The sequence below is a fragment of the Pseudoalteromonas sp. 2CM39R genome (assembly GCF_023161845.1).
The window spans coordinates 607889-630057 of the sequence record NZ_JALNTM010000001.1 but is presented as its reverse complement, the minus strand read 5'-3'; the positions used below and the strand labels follow the sequence as shown (position 1 = coordinate 630057).

Annotated in this window: 24 protein-coding genes; 3 read left to right on the top strand and 21 right to left on the bottom strand. The window is 37.8% G+C overall.

Translation table 11 applies throughout. The features are described from left to right. Nucleotides 1-141: 141 nt before the first annotated feature. The 9 genes from MTF66_RS02855 to MTF66_RS02815 form a co-directional block, all read right to left on the bottom strand. Nucleotides 142-849, bottom strand: coding sequence for a hypothetical protein (locus tag MTF66_RS02855; protein WP_248526311.1), 708 nt, complete (start codon nt 847-849; stop codon nt 142-144). 142 nt (nt 850-991) lie between these two features. Further along, the gene (locus MTF66_RS02850; RefSeq protein ID WP_248526310.1) at nt 992-2083 is read right to left on the bottom strand and encodes a DUF3800 domain-containing protein; all 1092 of its coding nucleotides are present in this window, start codon (nt 2081-2083) and stop codon (nt 992-994) included. A 445-nt stretch (nt 2084-2528) separates the two neighbouring features. Beyond that, complete coding sequence (locus tag MTF66_RS02845) at nt 2529-4406, bottom strand: NACHT domain-containing NTPase (RefSeq protein ID WP_248526309.1); 1878 nt, start codon at nt 4404-4406, stop codon at nt 2529-2531. Between the two features lie 252 nt (nt 4407-4658). Then, the gene (locus tag MTF66_RS02840; protein WP_248526308.1) at nt 4659-5471 is read right to left on the bottom strand and encodes a hypothetical protein; all 813 of its coding nucleotides are present in this window, start codon (nt 5469-5471) and stop codon (nt 4659-4661) included. 30 nt (nt 5472-5501) lie between these two features. Then, entirely contained in the window at nt 5502-6581 is a 1080-nt protein-coding gene (locus tag MTF66_RS02835; RefSeq protein WP_248526307.1) for an SAVED domain-containing protein, read from the bottom strand. 9 nt (nt 6582-6590) lie between these two features. Continuing rightward, a complete protein-coding gene (locus MTF66_RS02830) occupies nt 6591-7226 on the bottom strand; it encodes an SEC-C domain-containing protein (protein ID WP_248526306.1) in 636 nt (211 codons plus the stop codon). Continuing rightward, the gene (locus tag MTF66_RS02825) at nt 7219-8412 is read right to left on the bottom strand and encodes a nucleotidyltransferase (protein WP_248526305.1); all 1194 of its coding nucleotides are present in this window, start codon (nt 8410-8412) and stop codon (nt 7219-7221) included. The genes MTF66_RS02830 and MTF66_RS02825 overlap by 8 nt, the downstream gene beginning before the upstream one ends. A gap of 107 nt (nt 8413-8519) precedes the next feature. Further along, nucleotides 8520-9068, bottom strand: coding sequence for a helix-turn-helix domain-containing protein (locus MTF66_RS02820; protein ID WP_248526304.1), 549 nt, complete (start codon nt 9066-9068; stop codon nt 8520-8522). 46 nt (nt 9069-9114) lie between these two features. Beyond that, nucleotides 9115-10224, bottom strand: coding sequence for a hypothetical protein (locus MTF66_RS02815; RefSeq protein WP_248526303.1), 1110 nt, complete (start codon nt 10222-10224; stop codon nt 9115-9117). A 560-nt stretch (nt 10225-10784) separates the two neighbouring features. On the opposite strand from MTF66_RS02815, the gene MTF66_RS02810 reads away from it, so the two are divergent. After that, nucleotides 10785-11012, top strand: a complete 228-nt coding sequence (locus MTF66_RS02810; protein WP_054562579.1) for a hypothetical protein — start codon at nt 10785-10787, stop codon at nt 11010-11012. Nucleotides 11013-11121: 109 nt separating this feature from the next. On the opposite strand, the gene MTF66_RS02805 is transcribed toward MTF66_RS02810, so the two are convergent. Both MTF66_RS02805 and MTF66_RS02800 read right to left on the bottom strand, forming a co-directional pair. After that, entirely contained in the window at nt 11122-11367 is a 246-nt protein-coding gene (locus MTF66_RS02805; RefSeq protein WP_055022469.1) for a hypothetical protein, read from the bottom strand. After that, nucleotides 11357-11557, bottom strand: coding sequence for a hypothetical protein (locus MTF66_RS02800; protein ID WP_054562581.1), 201 nt, complete (start codon nt 11555-11557; stop codon nt 11357-11359). The genes MTF66_RS02805 and MTF66_RS02800 overlap by 11 nt, the downstream gene beginning before the upstream one ends. A 785-nt stretch (nt 11558-12342) precedes the next feature. Between MTF66_RS02800 and MTF66_RS02795 the strand changes: the two genes are divergently transcribed. Beyond that, nucleotides 12343-13218, top strand: coding sequence for a hypothetical protein (locus tag MTF66_RS02795; RefSeq protein WP_248526302.1), 876 nt, complete (start codon nt 12343-12345; stop codon nt 13216-13218). A 169-nt stretch (nt 13219-13387) separates the two neighbouring features. On the opposite strand, the gene MTF66_RS02790 is transcribed toward MTF66_RS02795, so the two are convergent. From MTF66_RS02790 to MTF66_RS02755, 8 genes are all read right to left on the bottom strand, one after another. Next, the gene (locus MTF66_RS02790) at nt 13388-13849 is read right to left on the bottom strand and encodes a hypothetical protein (RefSeq protein ID WP_248526301.1); all 462 of its coding nucleotides are present in this window, start codon (nt 13847-13849) and stop codon (nt 13388-13390) included. A 14-nt stretch (nt 13850-13863) separates the two neighbouring features. After that, nucleotides 13864-14385 carry a hypothetical protein gene (locus tag MTF66_RS02785; protein ID WP_248526300.1) on the bottom strand — a complete coding sequence of 174 codons (522 nt, stop codon included), beginning with the start codon at nt 14383-14385 and terminating at the stop codon, nt 13864-13866. Between the two features lie 136 nt (nt 14386-14521). Beyond that, nucleotides 14522-15109 carry a hypothetical protein gene (locus MTF66_RS02780; protein ID WP_248526299.1) on the bottom strand — a complete coding sequence of 196 codons (588 nt, stop codon included), beginning with the start codon at nt 15107-15109 and terminating at the stop codon, nt 14522-14524. 109 nt (nt 15110-15218) lie between these two features. After that, nucleotides 15219-15860 (bottom strand): hypothetical protein, encoded by a 642-nt coding sequence (locus MTF66_RS02775; RefSeq protein ID WP_105180918.1) that lies wholly within the window; start codon nt 15858-15860, stop codon nt 15219-15221. Between the two features lie 120 nt (nt 15861-15980). Further along, nucleotides 15981-16403 (bottom strand): hypothetical protein, encoded by a 423-nt coding sequence (locus MTF66_RS02770; protein WP_248526298.1) that lies wholly within the window; start codon nt 16401-16403, stop codon nt 15981-15983. 133 nt (nt 16404-16536) lie between these two features. Next, nucleotides 16537-17049, bottom strand: coding sequence for a hypothetical protein (locus tag MTF66_RS02765; protein ID WP_248526297.1), 513 nt, complete (start codon nt 17047-17049; stop codon nt 16537-16539). A 120-nt stretch (nt 17050-17169) separates the two neighbouring features. After that, nucleotides 17170-17544: a hypothetical protein gene (locus MTF66_RS02760; protein WP_248526296.1), complete on the bottom strand. Its 375-nt coding sequence runs from the start codon at nt 17542-17544 to the stop codon at nt 17170-17172. Between the two features lie 87 nt (nt 17545-17631). Next, entirely contained in the window at nt 17632-18051 is a 420-nt protein-coding gene (locus MTF66_RS02755; RefSeq protein WP_248526295.1) for a hypothetical protein, read from the bottom strand. A 255-nt stretch (nt 18052-18306) separates the two neighbouring features. Here MTF66_RS02755 and MTF66_RS02750 point away from each other — a divergent pair, with 255 nt between their 5' ends. Then, nucleotides 18307-18894, top strand: coding sequence for a phage integrase N-terminal SAM-like domain-containing protein (locus tag MTF66_RS02750; RefSeq protein ID WP_248526294.1), 588 nt, complete (start codon nt 18307-18309; stop codon nt 18892-18894). A 247-nt stretch (nt 18895-19141) separates the two neighbouring features. Here MTF66_RS02750 and MTF66_RS02745 read toward each other — a convergent pair whose 3' ends face one another. Together MTF66_RS02745 and MTF66_RS02740 are read right to left on the bottom strand one after the other, a co-directional pair. Then, nucleotides 19142-19588, bottom strand: a complete 447-nt coding sequence (locus MTF66_RS02745) for a hypothetical protein (RefSeq protein WP_248526293.1) — start codon at nt 19586-19588, stop codon at nt 19142-19144. Between the two features lie 131 nt (nt 19589-19719). Beyond that, nucleotides 19720-22155, bottom strand: a complete 2436-nt coding sequence (locus MTF66_RS02740) for a PKD domain-containing protein (RefSeq protein ID WP_248526292.1) — start codon at nt 22153-22155, stop codon at nt 19720-19722. Nucleotides 22156-22169 lie beyond the last annotated feature (14 nt).

Below are 22169 nucleotides of genomic sequence, written 5' to 3'. Positions count from 1 at the left end.
TAACTCGTTTATGGACAAAAACACGTTAGAGTATTTAATCAGTAACGCCCCAATAAGCGGCAAGTAACACTTGGCTAAACTAAGCGAGGCACGAGCGCAAGCCAAGTGTTATGCGTCCGCCCTTAATTGGTTTGTTATGTTTCAACAATTTAAAGGGTCTATGCCTATATATTGAACCCTATCAAATCTAATTTCATCAAGACTAATTTTTGTACCGTTAATCATGATCTCAGGATATGAAACAGAAAAACTTTGTAATCTCGATAAAATTTTTCTTGTGCTGATACTAAACGACATTCCTGTATTGAAATATCTTTCTCTACCAAAGAGCACAGAGTAAGAATAGGTTTTACCGCTTATTTTTGATAAGGCAGGAACCCGTATATATCCGTTTTCTTGATCGGAATTTTTAACTCGCTCAATAAGATCCTCACTAAGCCCCTGATATGATCTTTTTAAAATAGAATTGGGTGAGCCGAGATAATTTTTCTTGTTCGTTGATAAGAAATCAATATTTAGTTGCCAGCTATTAGAGGTGTTATTGTCTTTGACTATGATGTAATCACGGTCTAACTGAAGTTCTACTCCCTCAGGTGCGTTAATACTTGAAAAGAGATAAAAGTTGTCTAATTCAGTGTTGCTATCTGTGCTTGACGCCCACATCTGAATTTCAACGCCTTCAGCAAGAAATATTTTAATTGTATCTGGCGGTCCAGAACTACCGCACCCGCGAGAAATAAGAGTTCCCTCTTCATGTAAAGGTTTATAGAAGTCTCTTGGAACAGGTGCACATGAAGCTAAAACTAACACGCTAAAAAGTACCACTAATGCTATATGAATCCTATCCAAGTTCACGCAACTCCCTTTGAAACATAACGCAAAGTTCAGTTGCAAAATATATGGCGGGATATTTTGGGAACCAAAATTCGTGACATGTATTTTGTCAATTGAAACGCCTTGTTAAACGGTTTTTCACTACAATTTACTAAAGTTATTGTTCATGAATAAAATCAGCTGCATGATCTGCAGGGTTAAGCCCTCCATCGAACTCTGTTCCTAAATCTGACGGCGAAACATCAGATGAAGGCCAAATAAATCCAGTGATAAGCCCTTTGAGATTTAATTTATTTAATTCGAGGAAAAAGTAATCATTTTCTTCTCCACGAATAGTACCTTCAACCCAATATGCTACCGAACTTGCTAAAATGTCGGATACCTGAATTTGTGGATGTAGTTCTGAGCTAACAAATTCGAACTTATGGGTTTTAAGTGGGAGTTTAAACTTACGCCGATCGTAACCAATTTCCTGTTCGTCTTTAGACCAGTCCATATATTTTTCTAACAGTGATTGTTTTCTCTCTAAAGTTTGAGAATCATCATGCATTACATCGAATCCGGACTCATATTGCTCTCCCCACTTAACACACTGTTCAAAAAAAGCTGGAATTGCAGGATCTAAGGCTGTTTTATCAGTATGTGATAAAGCATCATAAACACACATTTGTGTAGCTTGTATTAAGTTTAAAATATCAACAAAACTATCGCTCTTAGAACTAGAAACTAGCACATTTAAATGAGAATAAAACTTTTCTATCGACTGCGTATCGGAATTCTTAACCATATCAACAAAGAGCTTACATAATATATCTGTATTTTCTTCACCACATAATGCGGGTAGACAGCAATACAACATATTTGAAAGTGCGATGTTTTCACCATTTTTATACAAATCATGACCATCTAAATTTGCTAAATATTCGATTAAAACATCAACTATTTTCGTAATAACCATAAATCTCTTATGAAATAGGTTTATTTTTATATTATTCGTATTTATAGCAGGATCTTTTAATAGTCTAATTATCGCATCTTGCCCTGCTTTTCTTCTCTTTAATCTTTTAAAGTGAGCTTCATTTGCACTTCTTACGTTAAGTAATGCAAGTAACCTTTCACTTTCTTCTTTACTATATGAACATCCAGCAAGAGTAAAGACTGGTTGATCTAAATCAATCAAATTGGAACCAGTGTTACCTGATTCATCTAAATATACACAAGGATATTCTTTTGTTTTTTTAGTATTCAATGTCTTTTCCTTTGGGATGAATTTTTAAACTCTAATAAGATGCTGCTTTTTCTATCCGTTTAACATGTTTATAGCGAGCTAATCGCGCGTTTTTCTACCACAACGTAGCTCGTTTTTCTTATTAGATTATTTCTAACAAACTTGTTAACTAATTACCAGTGTTATTAAAATTTAGGAGTTCTCGCTTTTACCTCAGGATAAAAACGAGCGATTGGGTCGTTTTCTTGACTATGCGAGCAATAGACTTTGACGAAATAGAAAAGCAATTGTGAAGGCCGAAGTTCGCTCTTTTGAGTAATTCGCCTTAACTCGTCTTGGGGCAAAGGCGAGTTATATTTATAACCCTTCTATGGACATAAATGAGTTAAAGCCTAGGAAGGCTCTGTATAAAAAAAGGCCTTGGTAACACCGGCAGCAGCGGCCGGAGGTCAGTTACCTGCCTTTGTTATGCAATACAAACTACTTTTTCTGCGAAATGCCCGCTAGGTATTCTCAGTTTGGTCTTTATTTTATACTCATTGTGCTGCTTGATTCTCCTCATTACTATCGACCCATCGTTACTTTCTGATTCCAGTTCATAGTATGAAGTTATTATTTCTATATCACAGTTCTCAAGCATTTTTTTCATCAAGGAAAGATACCCTGTGTCGTCAACTCGCTGGCTTAACAAAGTAAAAGATGCTAACACTAAATCTTCACTTGGATAAAAGTCAGGCCTCTCTTGTGAAAGGCGGCTGGTAAAAGCGTTGTAGAACGAGTTAGTTAGATCCCCTCTATTGAAGACACCAAGGATAATATCGGTGAAATATAGGCTAGGATTGGATGAGATAGAGGTCGCAATTGCCAGCTCAGCACCAAGCAGTTCTATGTACTTTTTAACACGCTCTAAAGATGGGAGTTTCACCAAATATTCGGCCGTTAAATATTCTTGCAATGATTTATGAGCAAATTCATATTGTAAATAGCCAGTCTGCAAAAATAAGCCAGTATGCGACTCAATTTCATTCGCAGCTATAACACTTTGATCTTTGGGCAACCCGAAGTTTCCACATATAGAAGAATATGCATCAATCAATTGTTCTTGATTAAAGACAGCCGTATTACCGTGAATAGTTAAGTAATACGAAAGATGGCTAAGGAATTCAAATTTCCTATCAGGCTCAAACTTGGCATATTTTGTCTCTCTCTTGATCGAACGCTGTTCATCCCACTCTTCCAACATGAGGTTTACAACTTTTCTATATACGATTTTTGGCCTATCAGGAATATTTCCTGTTCTTTCATAAATTGCACACAGGTGTGCTAATGACAATGGTTTGATTGCAGTATCCGAAAATGGGCTATCATTAATGTCTTGTACGAATTTTATCGCTTTATGCTCTTCTTGTATCCAGTTTTTAGCAAAGCATAAAATCTGGTCTTGATTTAAGGATGAGATTTCAAAGTCGGAGGTATAATCAAGATCGTAGTTGAATTCCCCTGTTCTACAAGTAATTATTATTTTTGACTCTCTGCAATGTTGAACTAATTTTCTTATTTCTTTCAGGGCTGAATCTTTTTGAGATTGTGTTGGTAGCTCATCAAACCCATCTAGAAGTAGAATTGGTTTAAGTTCATTTATCACTGCATATATTGACTCATCTTTCCAAGACTCATTAACATCTGTAGCAGAAGGCTCTGATACACAAATATCAAGTTTCAATAAATCGCAAAGATGAGATTTAATAATTTCATGAGTTCCTATTGTATTAAGGTCTCTGAAGCGGATAAGTATTGGAAAGCTATATTGATTATCTATAAGTCCACTAAAGAAGTTTGAGCATAACCTTTTCATGGAGGTTGTCTTACCAGCTCCTGGCTGCCCAAGAACTACTGCATGCTTATCATCAGAAAAAAGAGCTTCTTGTAATGGTTTCACTGACTGCCTTTCTGAGCTGTCAAAATGCGTTCTCAAAGGCATCAGATAGGTATCTAGCTCTACGTAAATATCACTTAGCCTTTTCTCTCCCTGTAAGTCTTTGAAGCCAATGAAGCCAGACCATTCTTTAACCAAATCTAAGTGTTTTTTTATGCTCTGACGTGTCTCACCTTCTTCCATTGAGATCTCAGCGCTGATCTGTTCATTAGGCAGGAGCGCTATGGTATTCAACTCTTCTTTGGTAAGACCTTTACTTTTTTTGTCCTGACTTTTTTTCTTGTTATTTTCTTTCTTCTTTTTCGCTTCCAGTAGCTCAGTATTTTTTTCCTTTACCCTATTGCCAAGTATATCTTTTGCAACTGATATTCCAGCTTTAATAAGTTCTGACAAGGCTAGTTCAAGCATATTAATTCCTTTACTTATCGAAACAACTTACATAATGCCCCAAGCAGGAGCAACTTTTAAGCTGACTAAAATTAGGAGCGAAGCGACGGGAGTCAGCTTAAAATTGTCCCGTTGACTTGGTTTGTTACACATTTTTTAGAATTTTTTATGTTACTTGAGTGTAAACTATTATGTAATCTACCACTGAGCAAATGTTTTTGTCTTTATCTGTATTTTATGTGAGCGGCAAGATTCAAATAAACTGAATATAAATTATAATTTTTCATTTCTAATTCCCCCATGAATACAGAATATTTTCTCTATTTCAGGTTTATGAAGAGAGGGTGTATTTTTGTATAAGTTACCACTTTTAAACAATTTACAGCTTTCCTCTTTCACTAACATTCTGTCAGCTAAAGGTCTTGGCAAGGATTGGTTTATAGTTGTGGTTAAGTAAATCGCCAATAAGATCAAAAAGTAACCAATCACATTTAACTTTATTGGACTCAGGTACTTAAACAGAGGGTTGACATACAGCCTAAATGGGAACCAAATTAGAGTAACAATAATAGCCAGCATAAGACCCCAATGTTCAAATGCGGTTTCGAATTTGATCCCTTCAGTAACAACCAGACCAGTAGCATGGACCGCTAGAGTTCCCAAAAATAATCCTGTGGCAGCATAAAATCTCAGTGAATGGCAAAAAACTTTATAAATTAAGGGGCCAGATTCGGCATCATTTGAGAAAAGCGGTGTTTTTGACAACCCCCAACATGAAATAGCCATTACGAGAGCAAAGAAGGCACCGTATGTAACGTAGGTAAATGCTAAAAACAGGGGATTGAATATCTTATATGCATTCATATAGCCAAAATCAGTGCTATAGAGCGTAAACCCTACAGATACGACAATGACCAAGCCTAAAGCGTTGAATACGTCTAGCAATGAATGCTCTAACTGTTCAGTTGAAGACTCAGAATCAGTCAATTCGGGAGTTTTGATATAGGCAATCAGCCTATTGATGTAGTTAAAAAATGGTAGCTTTTCTAAAGCTTTTTTTACCAAATTTAAGTACTGCTGAAGCATTATAATCCTTTGATTGTTGTGATTCGGAAGTTAGTGGGTTAATTCGTATTGGTTTCGACCACCGACAAAAGACACTCCCCACGGGTGGTTTGAATCTTTGTGTTCAGGGTTGTAATGGTAAAAAGTTATTTTCGGAAGGTGCCCTTGATTGAGGGCCGAACCTAGACGAAAAATAAAGGAAGCCTGAGCCGCAACAAATACTTTGATTTCCTTCAATCCAGTTTTGTGAGGAAGTAATTCGCTATTAATAAAATGTAAAATTTCACCAACAATTCGGTTCTGTTTATCAACGCTACACAATTTGTCATAGCGTGGATTATCATCAGCCCACGAAACCTTACAACAATCAGTTTCAGGGAAATCGGAAAGGATTTTGTCCACGCTAATAGGCAAGCTTAACTCTATAATTAGGCAAACTGACTCTTCAGAGCTATTCAGAGTTGCAGACTCACACTTAATATTTTCGTTATCATCTAAATCAGTCGAAAAGTGCCATTTTTTATCTTGTCTGTTCCAATCCGCGACATGAACATTCTGCATATTGCTAACGGCATGGCCTGCCGCAGCAATCATTGGAACAGGAGCGACACCTGAATATACTATGTGTTTATTGGCATTGTTTAATGATGAGCCACTTTCATTTAACGCTTCGGGTATTCTGGCAATCTTCGATAATTGACTATTAAGTGCCTCTAAATCTGTCGTTTTATGACTATTACCGAATTCCATATTAAATGCCTGAGGCTTAAACCTCTTCAGCGATTTCGGGAAGTAATTTTCAACATCATCAATCCCGTGATCTATTAGTCCCATATGTCTGATTTTGAACAACAGTGAGTCAATCGCTAGTTGCCTATCTCGATACTCTGAATACGCCAACATACATAAAGAGCAAACAACCAAAAACATGAAAAATAGACTACTGCTATTTCCTGATGAAAGCGAAACGTTAAGCCAATCAGTTTCAAAATTAACTGACGCTGAAATTGCGGCTAGAGCAGTTAAAGACCAGATTAGTATTAATCGTGCAATTGAATTTAAAGAAGGTTGTCGCACCCCTTCGATGTACCACTTAAAAAAACTAATCAATAAATTTGTTACTTTGATCATTTCAAATGTCTACCTTGTGATAAATTTAGCCAAGTCTGCTATTAGTAATTCTTTGTTTTTTAGGAGTGATTTGAGTTCTGTGTTATGGCACTTGAGCACTTTCTTACCACTTCCACAGGGGCATTTTTCATGGGCGTGATATCCATGAACAGCAAACTTGTATAGGGATGTTAAGACTGTCCTAGCGTCACGACTTTTAAACCTTTCTAAATAAAAGTCTAGGATTCCTTTGTTGCCATGTTCTCGTTCGTCAAACGGATGTTCTCCGTATTTAAGGAAATAGCTATACCCATACAAAAATGGAACAACCAGATTATTAATAAAACCTAAAAGTGACGGTTCTATCTCAAACAGCTCACGTTCTTCTATAGGAATAGCAAGGCAAAAACTACCGTCAGGATTTGTATGCTCAAATCTTTTATCTAGGCTATATACCGAAGGAAATACTGTTGGTAAATCATCAGGATAAGAACATGGAACAGATATTTTTACATCGTAATTTGCCGTAATAGTCTCTTTGCCCTCAGCTAAAGCGCTGAAATATAAAGAGCCTGTGAGCAAAATATCAGAGCCATTTTGGACTAACCGTAAGTTTGGGTAGCTATCTAAAACGGCTTGAATTTGTTCGTGAATAAATTTATTCACCAGACCTCCAAGGCTTTGCAGGTCGTGATATATTCACTTTTGTCGGTTCTTGTATAGCAGGTGATGGGACGTTCTTTGACCATACTTTACCAACTACACTTTTTCCTAAGCATGCTTCAAGCGTAAAGCGAATAGAATCGTGGTCTCTTTGCGTAACGGCTAAGAAATCTTGCTTCAACCACTCTACCCATTGAAAAAACGCTTTCGCACGGGCATTTCCTTCTTCATGCCACCTGTCTGCAAAATTTTCTTTTGAATTAGTTGGGTTACCTATATACCAAGTACCATCAGGTAACCTTTTAATAAGCCCTCTTGCCGATAATCGCTCATCGACCATTACCTTGTTTTCAAGCAACCCCGTATGTGCTGATAGCTTATTAACTATATTAGTTAACGCGTCATAGACATTCGTTTCATTACCATACAGATGAGCAGCCAAGGTAGTCATTATCATACTAATTGGCGCGTGTTTATTATTACCATTGAAACGCATATCTCTGTGCCGTTTCATTAATTGAATAGCTCGTTGGAGAGGGGTTCGTATTAGCTGATCAGGTACATCGTCAACTTTGGCATAAACATCTGAGAATGAATTTGAAATCATCCTTTTCTGATCGAGTGCGACTAATCTATATGCATTTATATTGCGTTCTTCAAACCATGCAGCATAGCCTCTAGGGTTACTTGACGCCCAAGAATATTTTTCATCTTCTTTATGCGTAATTGAAATTGGGGAACAATTAACGGTTGAAAAGCCGCTGGAAGGAAGTACATCTAAATGAAATCCAGCGCCATCTTGTTCGCTGTATAACAGTGTCCAGCAACGGCGACCTTCCTCATCTAGCATTTCCTTATACGTGGTATGTTCTTTTAGACGATTTCCAACACGGTGTTTTACTATTCCCGCTTGTGTAGCCGATGCATGCTCTTCAAACTCACAGACTAAATCAATATCGTAGTCCTTTTCGGTTTGTTCTCCGATAGGACGAACAACCGTTCCAAGACGAAATGAGCCTTGAGGGTAAATGTTAATTTTTCCATCAAAGTTTTCATATTCGCCATCATTTAACCATGTAGCTACTGACTCGTAGCGCGATACAGCCAGCTTGTATTTAGATGGAGAGATATCGAGTTCTTTCGCTACTTCTTCCAGCAACTGACTAAAATTATTAATTGAAATTGCCACCTTGACATTCTCCTTAAATAAAACTGTTTAATCAGGTTTCATAAAAAATGAGCAAACGCTCATCTTTTATACTAAAACATTAAATCTGATTAAACAAGTTAATTTAATCAGATTTGAACAGATTTAAACAATCTTTTGTAAATAAACTCTTTCCCTCCAGACAGCGCGGCTTCTTCTTCGCGCAAGACGATTCCTTCGTTAACTAGTTTCTTCAATCTCGTACTAGCATTTTGAACTGAAAGTCCTAAAGCTTTTGCTATATTTGCGGTAGTTACAGATTCCTGTGAATAAACATAATTAATAAGCTCTCTTGTCGAGATGTTTAAATCGGGTCCTATTAACTCTAACGTATTGTCATAATTGGTAACCACTAATTGGTTTTTAGCCTTAGCAGCGTAATCCCAGTTATCTAATAAATCTTTTGAATTGAACCCAGTTAAATAGAAAGACTTCTCACCATTTAAGTGCTTTATAATAGAAATTACACTTTCTCTTGGAAAGGATGCATCTGTAGCCTTGATGCCTTCAAGGCTAATCTCCACAACTTTCTCAGTATTATTTTGGTCAAAAAAATCCTTTAATTTGCTATACGTTTCTTGCCCCTTTTTATTGCCAAAGGGGTGGTCACTTCCATTTGTAAATTCTATAAGTTTCATAACAACTTCTGGTTAAATTAAGATGTTTATCGAGAAGATTATTGACTTATTTAAGAATAAAGTCAAAACAAACGTGAGTTCCGGCTATGAACTCTAAGTCAGTTCGATGCTCAGACTTTATTAATTGTCCATCTCCAAAAAGCAGTTTTACCATCAGGTTTTCTTGCCTTACAGTTATCTCTGCATTGTATTTTAAAGCATAATCTTGGCTTCGTTTGAGTCCTAAACCACGAGCTTGCCCATCTGGATTGTGTCCAAATCGACTTAACTTTCCATCAGTAAGAGCCTTTGTTATTAACTCAACGTCTGAAGCTACACAATCTAGGTCCATAGATGAAGCAAGGGTAGGATAATGCTTGTGCAGATCTTCTTTCAGCGTATTCGATAAGCCAAGACCATGATCAGATATAACAGTTTGTATGTGACTGTTATGGTTGTTTTTACCTTCATAAAATTGTAACGCAGCGAAACCCGGTATAGGTGTTTCACTATGTTCTTGAACATTGCCAATTAACTCTGAAAATACAGTAAAGGCTGCCATGTAATAGTCTTCACCTGTATGGTTAATAAATGCTGCAGTTAGTTCTTCAGGTAGCCCATCATTAAATGAATTAAGGTCGATATCTCCGATTTCAACTACATTATAGCTATTACCTTTATAACGTTTAGCTCGTGAAATAACTGGGCGATTTGGAAGGATTTCAATATGGCTATGAATATGATCGAAGAAGCCTAGCCTATCTAGATAGCCCATAGAACTTTTACATAACTCAAAATCGAGAGTTACATTTTTGCCTAAATAGTTAAGATAGTTAGCGAGTGAAATTAGCCTAGCACCAGCGATTAATAGGACTCTAAACCCTTTCGGAAGTTTGATAATAATATTTAATTCTTCACCGTCAACTAAATTACCAATTTCAGAATAGCTTTGTTCAAATTCCTCACACGTTAACCAGCCACAGCATTCTATATTCCACACGATGGTATCAATGGCTTTCAAATACCATTTATAGTCATTTTGATCCTGATACAGTCCTTCATTATGCCTATTTAAGTAAGAATTGACTTCTTTTCTATCTTTATTTAGCTTCTTAGCAATTTCTCTGCCTTTTAAGCCAGGTGTTTCTTTCAAGACCTTTTTAATTTCAGCTAACATTACATTCCTTTGTTTTAAATAACTTTATCTATATTAATGATAAAACAATGCATAATTTTAGATTAATAAATATCATCTAACAGGACATAGTAAGGTTCAAAACCACCTGAATCAATAACTGTGTTAATAAACTGAACATCTTGGAAGTCTTCTATCCTATGAACAAGCCAACTAAATAGTCGAACAATAGAGTGGATCTCGGCCTTCTTTCTTCGTCAGGGGGTAATAACTTAGCTTAAAATGGAAGAGTGCCGAAGAGTAACTTGTACGTGTATATGCCAAATGACCATGAATCATAGTTTTTTGTGGTTTTACCGCGAAGTAAAAAATCAGGAGGCATTGAAACAAAAGATGCAAGCAACCTTTTATTATTATCTTTAAATACCAAATCTTCGTATTGCTCCCTGCCTATCTTGTAAATATAATCAGCTTCTGTTTCGCCGCAATAATAATTTACTCTTCCCATCAAAGAAGTAGCTGACCTTCTTCTTCATCTAATAACTATAAATTATCACCTAACAAACATACGTATTTGCACAGTACAAATGAGGAGAACCTGTGTGAAGACATTTTGTTTAGAGCTCGTACTTGGGTTAGTACGAGTCGGTGTGAATAGTATTTATTTGTTTATTTCACTTGCGATATTTTTGTGGGTTCTTGATTACCCCGAAACTTCTAGACTGGCGTCTGTTGACTTACTCGAAGGTTATGAGCAAATTATTTTGGCATACATATGTGCTGATATTTTAAGTTTCATAGAATCAAAATTACGAGACAAATACCTTTAATTCTAAGCGCCCTATGGGCGCTTTTTTAAATTCTGATATAACTACGATTTTACTCTCTTATAAACCGAAAAAGCGCCATAGAGGCGCTTTGGTGGACAAACATAGGAGGTTAGTAAAACCTTAGTAACACATACTCAAGCATCTTTTTCATGCTGGGTGTGTGCTTTTCTGCATAGAGATAGTAGCCCGTTGCACCCATTACAAATTTGGTGCAAAACAGGCTCATTACGATTAGCCAAACGAGATTTTCTGTGGTCTTAAGCTGATAAAACGTAAATCCAACACCACTGAATAGAATCAGTGCGATAACAATCTCTATACGATTGCGATAGATAAATGAGTGTTTAAAACTCATCAATTCCACCGCAAGAAATATCTATCCCCCAATCAGTATCATCAAATACAGAGAAAGAATCACAGTTTGTTGTATCAGAAAAATCACTGTTATCTGTGCCAAATACGTTGCCACCTATATCAACACAATTGCCATTATCAGCATCATTGATAGGTAAACCGGTTGCAGGATTAATCGATGTAGTCGTCATTTTTTAACCTCTTAGAGTGGGTGAGTTCTCTTTAAAAGTTAATGATTTTGTGATAAAAAACAAACTTGTTTGACTGCGAAGCTCAGCAACAAACAGTTTGAATTATCACTTTCTTCTTTTCTATTTATCTCACTATTCACAGACAATATTACTTTGTTTTGTTACGAAGTAGACTTACTTTTTCGTCTGAAAGACATCAAATCCAGCCTAATTCGGAACGAAATTAGGCAATAAAAAGCGTCTCAGAATGAGACCAATAAGTCGCGTAATGTGCCGTCGGCGAAGCCAAAGAAACATGGAGCAGCGCGAATGTACAGCTGGTCTGTACTCACCGCGATGATGTTTCGCCCTAGCGAAATTCGGTTGAAATTTGGTACAAATTGAAAAGCGAACCACCTTTGCGATAGAAAAGTAAGCGATATGATGAAGGCGGATAATGGGGCACCCATCGCCTGTTCATAAAGCGGCATTGTGGCGGTGAGTACAGAGCGTAGCTCGGTACATTCGCGCTATGGCTTAATACGCTAGAGCGGTAGCTCGTCGAGTCAGCTCGTTGCGGAGCAACATCAGAGGTGACGGGCGTTTTAAGCCATATGTTTGAACAACAACGTTGTGAAGACATCAGCTGAAAGCTGCCTGTTGTTGCGATAATCATCGCGACAACTCTACCGGGCATGCGTACAAAGCATCCCGGTAGGAAAACCGGCAAACAATCGCTAAAAAGCGATAATTTGCAAGGTGGGTTGTTAGTTAAAGATTCAAACTAACAACCGAGGTCTTTAAACATGACAAGCATCCAAAACAACAATACCAGTAACCAACTTCAGCTCGCCTACCCTCGCTATTTTGATATTGATATGCGCTACTATGAAGGTGCAAACAATCATCAAAAGTTTAGCAATCGCCTGAAGCTCTCAATCCTCATTGCAATTCGATTTACTATCATCACACCAGGCCTTGTGAGTTGGCTTTATGGCATCTCACACCGATTAGCCTTGGAGCATTTAAATAGGCTCACTAACGATGGCTTTTTAAAGCTCGTTAAAACACATCGCAGCCCCGATGGGCGCGTCTATGTTCCAGCCTACAGTGCAGCAAAGTACGCTGAAGAAATAATGAATATTGATGTGTACTTCAGAGCCAATACCAACCCCGCTTTACAGTTTAACCATAACAACGTAATGCATAACTTAATTAACGCCTTTGTGATGCTAAGAGGCATTCACAATTATCACAGTGATGGCACCTACGCCCCCATGTGGCAAAGCTTTATCACTGAACCCGAATTCAAACGCGCCAATACAAGCACAGAGACCCGAACAGTCGATGGCGCAGCACGCTTATTAGATGGCTCAATTGCAGCCATAGAAGTCGAACACTCCTTCAAGAACAAAACAGCACGGCAAGCCATTCTTTTAAAGTACCTAGCCTCACTTAAAAATGGCGACTACGACAAAGTGTTTTTATTCTCCCAGTCGCAGCAAATTTTTGATGACATAAAGCGCCTGCACGAACAACTATTCGATGAAATGACAACACGGTTCGACAGAAAAACTCGCCACCCTCTCCTATCACTTGAAGATGTCGAGCTATTGCAATCATCAGTTATCTATCGAACCAAGCTATGTGATGAAATAAGTGAGAGGTTTTATGATGACTAAGTGAGTTTTCCGGTATGGGCAGAGTCATAAGGGCATAACTCGTTACTGGACAAAAACACGTTAGAGTATTTAATCAGTAACGACGCATTATGGGGCGCGAAAAATCTTGGCTATAATAGGAACGAAGTGACGCAGCCAAGCTTTTTGCGTCCCATTCATTATTGCTTTGTTATGTTTCGTGCATATTTTCACAAAAACTCTCAGTATATTTAAACCCTTTACTTACTTGAGCTGAATCACCTAACGTAAATAACGCACCATCTTCAATGATTACATCAAATTTTATAGTTAAGTTTTGAGCTAAGGTAACACCTAAATTTTTTGCCCGCTTCCTAATTTGAGCGAAATCAGCTTTAAAATGGCAAGTTAACTCACCACAGCAGTATGTATGATTTTTTAAAAAGCTTAATTTCACCGTTACCAGAGAGTTTAAATTACTTAATGAAGTAACTTGCACCCCATAATTATTTTCGAAATCTTTGCCCGTAAAATAGTTTACGAATAAGTCATTAATGGTTGCGACTTCAGGTTGCATAATTTTTTCAAGAAACATAACGCCCGCATAATGGGCGGATAATGCTTGGCTAAAATCAGCGACGAAGGAGCGCAAGCCAAGCGTTTTGCGTCCCACACATAATTGCCTTGTTATAAGCCACCGATAACTAAATGATAGATATTTGTGACTAAGGGACTAAACCAATCAAGCCCTTTAAAACTAACTATTATCCAATAAGTTAATAGTAAAGTAACTAAAAGATACATGATTGCATAAAGTTGAGCTACTTTAAAATTACCGCCTGTTTTGAAGCCATCCTTGGGTACAAATGTAGCCGCGAATGAATATAAAATACCGCCAGTGCACCAGAAAATAAAAAATACTATATCCAACGAAAGCTGATAGTTAATGGAATATGCCAAATAAATATACGTGTATGAAAGAAACGCTCGATATAATGCATATAAATATTGGTCAGAATACTCTCCTAAATCAATAGCATCCACGAAATAACCACTTTCGCGTTTTTCAGGAAATAAGTAGCTTAAAGAAATAGCTAATAATATGAGTATTGGGCTGAATAATTGGGAATCAATTAACCCAATAACGAGGAAATACGCTAATAAAAGCCAAAAGTTAAAATATCGTTTCTCTAGTTTTAAAATACTCACAGGGTTCCAAAGTGACGGTGGCTATTATGGCTTATAACGCCCTGTTAAGGGGCTGATAATGTTTGGCTAAAATGTGAAGCGAAGCGAAACCGTGCCAAACGTTAGCACTCCCGCTTGAACAGCTTGTTAGGCGAACTTACGCCACTGCACCTTTAAACTCACCATTAATGAAACTGTTATAAGTTTTATCCAATGATTTTATTAACGAACTTATTTGTCCGACTGGATATTCGATATAAGTATATTCTTCTCCAATCTCTTCGAAAAAATACCTAGCTCTTGTAAATATGTTTGAAACACTTTTTATAGCATTTTCGAAGTCGCTAAAACCCTTACCCAACAAATCTTTATCAGGTTTTTCTGGTTTATCCTTTCTTTGCACCATAGCTATTACTGTAATTGGTAACGATATGGATTTTTGATCACTAAGATAAACCGTATTTAGATTATCAGTTAAAAATCGAGGAAACTCATTGTATAGCTTGGAGAGTTCATGACCTTTTGTTACTTCACCATTACGTGCTGCCAACATAATAGCCTTGAAGTAAAGCTCCATGGAAAGACCCGAAAGCACTAGAAAAGTGAGTACATCGTGAACTTGATGATTAGTGCCAATTGCCTTTTGAGCAGCATTAGCTTGGTTAGCTAATGAACACGCTTGTGCATATGCAATTTGGTGTAAATGAGGGTTTAATTTAATCGTATTTTTCTTCGGCATATCCATGTTCGCCTAACGCCCGCATATGCGGAACAAAATGCTTGGCTATAATTGGTGAGGTACGAACCAAGCCAAGCTTTTTGGTTCCGCTCATAATGCGCTTGTTAGGCATACCCTACAATGAAAGGTAATACTCGGAGTAGAAGCTTTTTAAAAAATGTATAGCATCTTCTTCAGACCATTTATCTTTGCCTGTAACTAGTTCATTGAATTCTTTCTTAAACTTCTCAGATTCTTTGAAGCTTTGAAACTTGCGGTTTTGATAGGCTTCAAATTGCTTGCTCGTAAATGATAAATGTTCAATTACTATTCCTTTGTTTACGCGAAGTATCTGATAATTCGAGTATTCTGAACCGTACCCCATATGAACATAGTTCGTCATTTCTCCATCAGGTACAATTAGTGCTCCCGAGTACCATTCGGCAACTAGACTATGGTTCTTGGGGAATAGATCTGAAATTATAGTTTTCCGTTTAGGTTCATCGATTGGATGCCCTTTCAGTAAGATAGAAGCTTCAATCAAAGTAAGTTTTCCAGCAATTACTTCCCATTTAGCAATATATCCTCGCCAATTAGAAGACCAAATAGAAGCCTCTTCTGGAGGCTGCCACCCTTTACTTTCAATGTAATCATCAAGTGGATTCGTATTTAAAGGAAGTTCGTTCCCATCAATTACAATAGTGTCTGGTTGTTGTGCCGTTGCAAAAACTAATTGCGAACTAAGGGAAAGTAATATTATTAGTAGATATTTAAACATGGCCTTCCTATATGCCTAACGCCGCAATAAACGGCAAAAAATTGTTTGCTAAAATGTTGAACGCAGTGAAAACAGCAAACACTTTTTTGTCCGCTATTTTAATTGCTTTGTTATACGTTTTTAATTGTGTGTTTGCAATGGGTAAAACTCAGGTTGCTCAACGTGTTGTTGAGCTGGAAAATCTGATTCTGGCGCAACAACATAAACGGTTCCGCTTAGATCAATTTGTAATTTAAACAAGTTGTAACTTGGTATCATTGAACGTTTTGCAAAACTGTGACTTACATATTCTGGCAAAAATTCCCAGCTAAAATTATTGGATTTAACAGTTGCTTTTGCACCATTAGGTAAATCCCAATAATCTATAGTGATAGAGCTTGCTGGCTTTATATTATATGACGCTGAATAATCACCTTTGTTTAATGTGAGTGTTATTTCTACGCCAGTGTTGTTATAAATCTCGAATTTTGAGGCAACAGAACAGGCTACAAGAAATAAAGTGATAAAGAAGAGTAAAGTGATTTGAAAATACTTTAAATTCATAACCATCCCTGAGAAACGTATAACGCCCGCATAACGGGCAATAACACGTAGGCTAAAATTGGAGCGAAGCGACTGAGCCTACGTGTTATTGTCCCAGCGAGCCTGCGAGCGAGTTAATGCGATTGTTATGCATCTACTTGCGTTTATACAACAACCCCAACGAGCCCTTTTTCCATGGCTCGGAGTAAAAATCTCCAACTTTTAACGCTGTATAATTTTTCTTAGATACATCGAGTTTAAGAGTTTTTCCGTTACCCGCTGTTTTTATGAACACATAGTAACTAGTTCCAGCTTTGGTGCTTTCATAAGTGTCTAGTTTTACAACAGAGCCACTTAACTGAAAATCAGATTGGGGACCAATGAAATTGTTGAACCCTAGAACAAAGCCTCCACTCATAAGGAGGAGCATTGCAGCAACAACAGCTGTTAGTGTAATTCCTTTCAATTCTCCAGATTCGCGGCGTAGGTTTGGGATTCTTTTAAAGTAAACATAGAAGCAAATAATAACGATAGGAACTGACAAATACTTAAACGCCCATACAAATGACGAATTTAATACTGTTTCGTACATCAGCAGGGGAACTATCGATATGGCCATAAATAGCCCGAATGACTTATCTCCGTGCTTTTTTAAAAAATGTTCCAATCTCAAACTCCTTTTGATGCATAACGCCCGCATAAAGGGCTAATAAAGCTTGGCTATAAATGGTGAGGCACGAACCAAGCCAAGCTTTATTAGTCCATGCGTTGATGCGTTTGTTATAACTCAAACCCAAACAAAATACTCGTAGCTTTTACCTCTGTCATCCAGAGCTATTGCACGAACATTAATTTGACGAGTCTTAGTTAAATAAACCTCTGTTTGGTATTCAACTAAATTATCAATTGAAACACCTAATCCTTTTGCCATTTTAGGCAGCCATTGCTGGTAAAACCCGATCGATTCTTTAACTCGTTTAGTAAGCTCAATGTCCTGATGTTCGGTTTGTGGTAGCCATTGAATAATAACTTTTTGACCAGATCGTTTGATTGCTAAGTCATACACATCTTCGAAGATAAAGCGACCATCATGATAATTACAACCACCCATAAAAGAATGCGTAAAATTATGAACTAATGGTTTGAAGTGTTTGTACTTCATATTCTCGACCTTGAGTTATAACGCCCAAATAACGGGCTAATAAAGCTTGGCTATAATTGTGAGCGCAGCGAACCAAGCCAAGCTTTATTAGTCCGCGTTAATTTGTTTGTTAGCTGTAATTTGCCAACTATTTAAATAAAAGAATACAACACCATGTGCGCCACCAATAAAACCAACTATCAGGCTTACTGGGATTGAAATGGTAAATATATATTTCATCACTTGCCACCAGTTAGCTCCAAGCAGCGGGCCTCCAGCAGCCATAGCTTGGGAAGAGATACTCCACAGCCAAAATATAGCAGATGCTATAAATGCCCATTTAAAGCCATCAATTGCGTAGAGTTTAACCGTAGCATTGCCCTCAATTAAACATTTAGCGAGAACAGATGAACGGTAAGATACTAGAGCTGAGATAGGAACTAGAACAAACAATATAACAGGTAATGCGCCCCACCATTCTGAAGCCAGAAACATTCCAAGTGATGACCAAAACACCAATGTAATCATTCCGTTTATTAACCCGATGTTTCAACTATTCACGATACTTCCATTACAGCTAACATGTTTATAGCAAGCTGATCGCTCGTTTTTCTTATTAGATTATTTCTAACAAACTTGTTAACTAATTACCAGTGTTATTAAAATTTAGGAGTTCTCGCTTTTACCTCAGGATAAAAACGAGCGATTGGGTCGTTTTCTTGACTATACGAGCGACTGAGCTGAAACTGTATATATATACAGCTTTATTTCAAAGGAATGAAAATGAAAACTCGCTCTCCTTATTTAAACTACATTGCAGACTATATGCTCACTCGTCAGTATTCATTAAGAACAATTAATGCTTATTTAGGTTGGATCGCAAAATTTATTCACTTTCACAACAAACGTCACCCAAGCTCAATGGGAGATGCAGAAGTCAAAGCGTTTTTAGACCATATTGTATTAAAACGTAATATGTCACCTAGAACACAAAGTGCAGCGTTAAATGCGCTCGCTTTTTTATATAAACATATTGTCAAAAATGAGCTTTCTTTAAACTTGAATTTTGCACGAAGTAATCGACAACCCAAGCTGCCTGTAGTGATGACGCCTGATGAAGTAAAGCAATTGATGAGTCATCTTTCCAAGCGATATTACTTAATCACGGGGTTAATGTATGGAAGTGGTTTGCGTGTGATGGAAGCGGTGCAATTGCGAGTAAAGGACATTGATTTTGATTACAAATGCATTCAAATTTGGAACGGAAAAGGCAACAAGCATCGTATAGTTACTCTTGCAACGGAGTTGATCCCACTACTTAGAAATCAAATTTTGCAAGTTTTAGTGTTTTTTGGTTCATTACGCTTTTAATTAAAAAAGGAGTAGCACGCTACTCCTTTATTGCCCTTAAGCCCCGCCCTACATTATCGTTGGCAATACGCTTTTGCATTACCACAATGGAAAAGTATATTTGCGTACAATTCCCTCACTAGTATTATCAGAGTGAACTCTGACTACCCAGACATTGAGTAGTGAGCCGGCAAATAACGGCTCGTGGCGTATTTCGTGAGTTATGATTAGGCTGCTATTTTTAAATGCAAAAATAGCTTTATTTATCCTATGAATGCGCTTTTTTGATTTGCGATATGGTCTCTTTTATAGAATTTTGAGTACGCTCATTACTCAGCTCTGGCTCGAATTCACGCTCAATTTTTTCCTTAAAGTCATCATCGAAGTCACTCTCTAATTCAGTATCGAATAAATCATCAAAGCGCTCAGGGTTTTCGTTGCAAGATTGTTCATCGTAATCCGAATAATCAAAGGTGCCCTCCTGAATATCTTCGAGCAGAAAAACCATCATTTTATAAAACAGCACTTTTACACCACGATAGTTCAGTTGCTTATTGGTATAAACATCAGACTCTACAATTGACCAAAACCCCTCAAAATCAGGATTTTCTTTGTTTAACATTAAATGATTAATTTTATGGTCGTTTTTGATAATGATACTGCGGATTGAGTCAACTAAAGTTAGAAGATCCTGCGTTGATATATATCTAAACATATATATGCTCCTTTATTTTTATATGGGTTTAAACCGCTGTAACGGCTTTTAACTAAAAAGGAACCAAGAAGGGGAAATATTAAGAAAGCGAACCCGAAGGTTCGCTTGTTTAAGTTTTTAATTTGGCATATTTAATTTAGCTGGCCTTCTTCACACTCTTCCCACTCATTGAAAAGACTGTCGTCATCGGCTGTGCGCCATATTTCGTATACATAAGTAATTTCTGGGATTTCTCTGATATTGAAAGAGAAATGGAAGCCTTCAGACTTATCGTCATTACGAATACAAGGCACTGCAGGTACTACGGTTTGAAATGCTAAGCTTTCGCCTTGTTGAATAACTCGTCCTTCATATAGGTTTTCAAAGCGAGGAGTAAGACTCGCAAGACCACCATTAATATGGCTCACCTTAACATTCTCAATCGTATAAGCACTATCCATAGCACTCAGCTCCCATTGCACATAGCCTTCTTCTAAAAATGGACGCGAGCTTGCACTAAAGCCATTTGCAAATGGTGGAATTGTTTCATATGGAAGTGGGTGCCATAAGCTTTCGCCATCTTCATTAATACTTCGTAAGCGAACACCTTTCGCTTCTGATAATGGATCAACTTTAACAACAAAATCATATTGTGGTGCATCGTCTATTAAATCAGTCGCTGAATAACGGAATGTATAAGTACCTGGTTTGGTAAACACTTGACCGCGTGTGGCAGGACAATCAGCTTCATCAGGATAACTTGTGAATTCACCACCTTCAGGCGTGCTAATTAACTCTTCATGGGTGAAGACTTCATCACCATCAGCATCAACCGTAACTGGGCGATGTAATAATGACATGCACGGTAAGATTTGATAGTAATCTTCACCTGGCTGCAATCTCCCCCAGCTACGTGCCCACACAACTGAACGAATTTCAGGCGCAGTATTGGTAAGTTTTGCAAGGCCATCATCTTCTGCATAAGTTTTTGCAAAAAGTCCGCGGTCATCTTCAACAATCAAGCGCGCAGTATATGAGCCTGGTACGTCAGTTACCACACGAGCACGACGATACTCTTGAGTTTCAGGTTCAATAACAGGCTCAATAACCGCGTTACTGCCATCTGGACGGTCAACAAGTTCCCAATGGAATGTCATTGGATCATCATTTGGGTCTTCACTTGATGCATCAAATACGAGTGCATCACCTACAATCACTGATTTAGATTGAGCATCTACACCACGTGTTGAAGGCTGCCCATTAACATTACCAATTTTAGCTTCCATTGTTGCATCGGTTGTTAGTTGATTAACACCATCAGATATGACCATTCGCACTTTATACATGCCTTCAACATCAAGCTTTTGAATCTTTTTGCCCATCGGCTTCCAAGAACCAATATCAACTAATTCAGCAGTACTTGTTTCTGGCTTTTCAATAAGTTCCGCACTGATTATTTGTAATGCTTCCCCTTCTGGATCATAGCCTGAAAAATTAAACTCAGCGCGCAAACCAACTTCTTGCTCACCAATGCTATAAGAAGGGAAATAGCCTGTTGCTAGTAACTCCCCAACGGGTGCTTTGTTTTCATTAGACTCAGGATCTTTCTCTACGGTTACAAGGACTTCACGCTCTTCACTTTTTCTTGCACCATCAAACACGAACAGTACCAATGAATACTCACCCGCAACTACCGGCGTAAAAGTAAGTGTATCTGTTGTTCTTCCTGCTAATTCGGGTAATGGAATAGCATCTGGTTCAACAGGACTGTAAGCCCATTTCCAACGGTATTGTAAAGACGCTCCTTCAGGGTCATTACTTTGTGATGCATCAAGCGTGACTGTTTGCCCAAGCTTAACCGTCACATCATCAGCAATCGCAACAGGTGGAGCATTACCAGATGAAACAGTTACGGTAACCGTTTTTGGTTCACTGGCAATATTTCCGTAATAAACAACCAACTCAAGTTTGTAATCTCCAGCTACATCAACAAATAGAGTAGCTAAACTAAGTGTTTCATTGCTTAAATAACCCGCACTCTCAGCCGGTTTTTCAACAATCTTCCATTGATAATCTAAACTGCCTGTCTCGCCTGTAGGAGGTAAACTGGCACTTGCATCTAGGCCTACACTCGTTGTACCCAAACTTACACTGTATACAGGCTCGGCAACTGCAGTGGGGTATGGTGTTGTTGCATTAAAAGTAATGCGTGTTGCTTCACTGTTATTCACACCGTCATTAACAATAAGACTAATGACATATTCACCAGGAAGATCAGCCATAAAATCGGTGCTAAGGTTATCATTGCTGGTTAAAGCCGCTTCACTTTGTTCTGGGCGGGAAATAAGTTGCCATTGATAACTGAGCTCTTTGTTATCTGCGCTACTACTTTGATCAGCACTTAGTTGAATTTGTACTGCACCATCTTTAAGTGAAAACGTTGTTTGTTCTGTACTGCTTGTGATGACAGCCGTCGGTTTTTGTTCAACAACAACAGGGGTGCTATCGTCGTTACCACCACCTCCACCACAAGCGGTTAGCGCTAAAGCTAGCCCTATAGCGGTGAATGTATGTAGCATCAATTTCATCGGGGTCTCCTTGC

Bases quoted from the DNA above. Each gene is read 5' to 3' on its own strand.
- MTF66_RS02820 (WP_248526304.1), bottom strand. From the start codon at position 9,068: ATGAAACTTATAGAATTTACAAATGGAAGTGACCACCCCTTTGGCAAT.
- MTF66_RS02815 (WP_248526303.1), bottom strand. From the start codon at position 10,224: ATGTTAGCTGAAATTAAAAAGGTCTTGAAAGAAACACCTGGCTTAAAA.
- MTF66_RS02750 (WP_248526294.1), top strand. From the start codon at position 18,307: ATGAAAACTCGCTCTCCTTATTTAAACTACATTGCAGACTATATGCTC.
- MTF66_RS02840 (WP_248526308.1), bottom strand. From the start codon at position 5,471: ATGCTTCAGCAGTACTTAAATTTGGTAAAAAAAGCTTTAGAAAAGCTA.
- MTF66_RS02755 (WP_248526295.1), bottom strand. From the start codon at position 18,051: ATGATTACATTGGTGTTTTGGTCATCACTTGGAATGTTTCTGGCTTCA.
- MTF66_RS02835 (WP_248526307.1), bottom strand. From the start codon at position 6,581: ATGATCAAAGTAACAAATTTATTGATTAGTTTTTTTAAGTGGTACATC.
- MTF66_RS02800 (WP_054562581.1), bottom strand. From the start codon at position 11,557: ATGACGACTACATCGATTAATCCTGCAACCGGTTTACCTATCAATGAT.
- MTF66_RS02845 (WP_248526309.1), bottom strand. From the start codon at position 4,406: ATGCTTGAACTAGCCTTGTCAGAACTTATTAAAGCTGGAATATCAGTT.
- MTF66_RS02780 (WP_248526299.1), bottom strand. From the start codon at position 15,109: ATGGATATGCCGAAGAAAAATACGATTAAATTAAACCCTCATTTACAC.
- MTF66_RS02770 (WP_248526298.1), bottom strand. From the start codon at position 16,403: ATGAATTTAAAGTATTTTCAAATCACTTTACTCTTCTTTATCACTTTA.
- MTF66_RS02795 (WP_248526302.1), top strand. From the start codon at position 12,343: ATGACAAGCATCCAAAACAACAATACCAGTAACCAACTTCAGCTCGCC.
- MTF66_RS02740 (WP_248526292.1), bottom strand. From the start codon at position 22,155: ATGAAATTGATGCTACATACATTCACCGCTATAGGGCTAGCTTTAGCG.
- MTF66_RS02775 (WP_105180918.1), bottom strand. From the start codon at position 15,860: ATGTTTAAATATCTACTAATAATATTACTTTCCCTTAGTTCGCAATTA.
- MTF66_RS02745 (WP_248526293.1), bottom strand. From the start codon at position 19,588: ATGTTTAGATATATATCAACGCAGGATCTTCTAACTTTAGTTGACTCA.
- MTF66_RS02760 (WP_248526296.1), bottom strand. From the start codon at position 17,544: ATGAAGTACAAACACTTCAAACCATTAGTTCATAATTTTACGCATTCT.
- MTF66_RS02805 (WP_055022469.1), bottom strand. From the start codon at position 11,367: ATGAGTTTTAAACACTCATTTATCTATCGCAATCGTATAGAGATTGTT.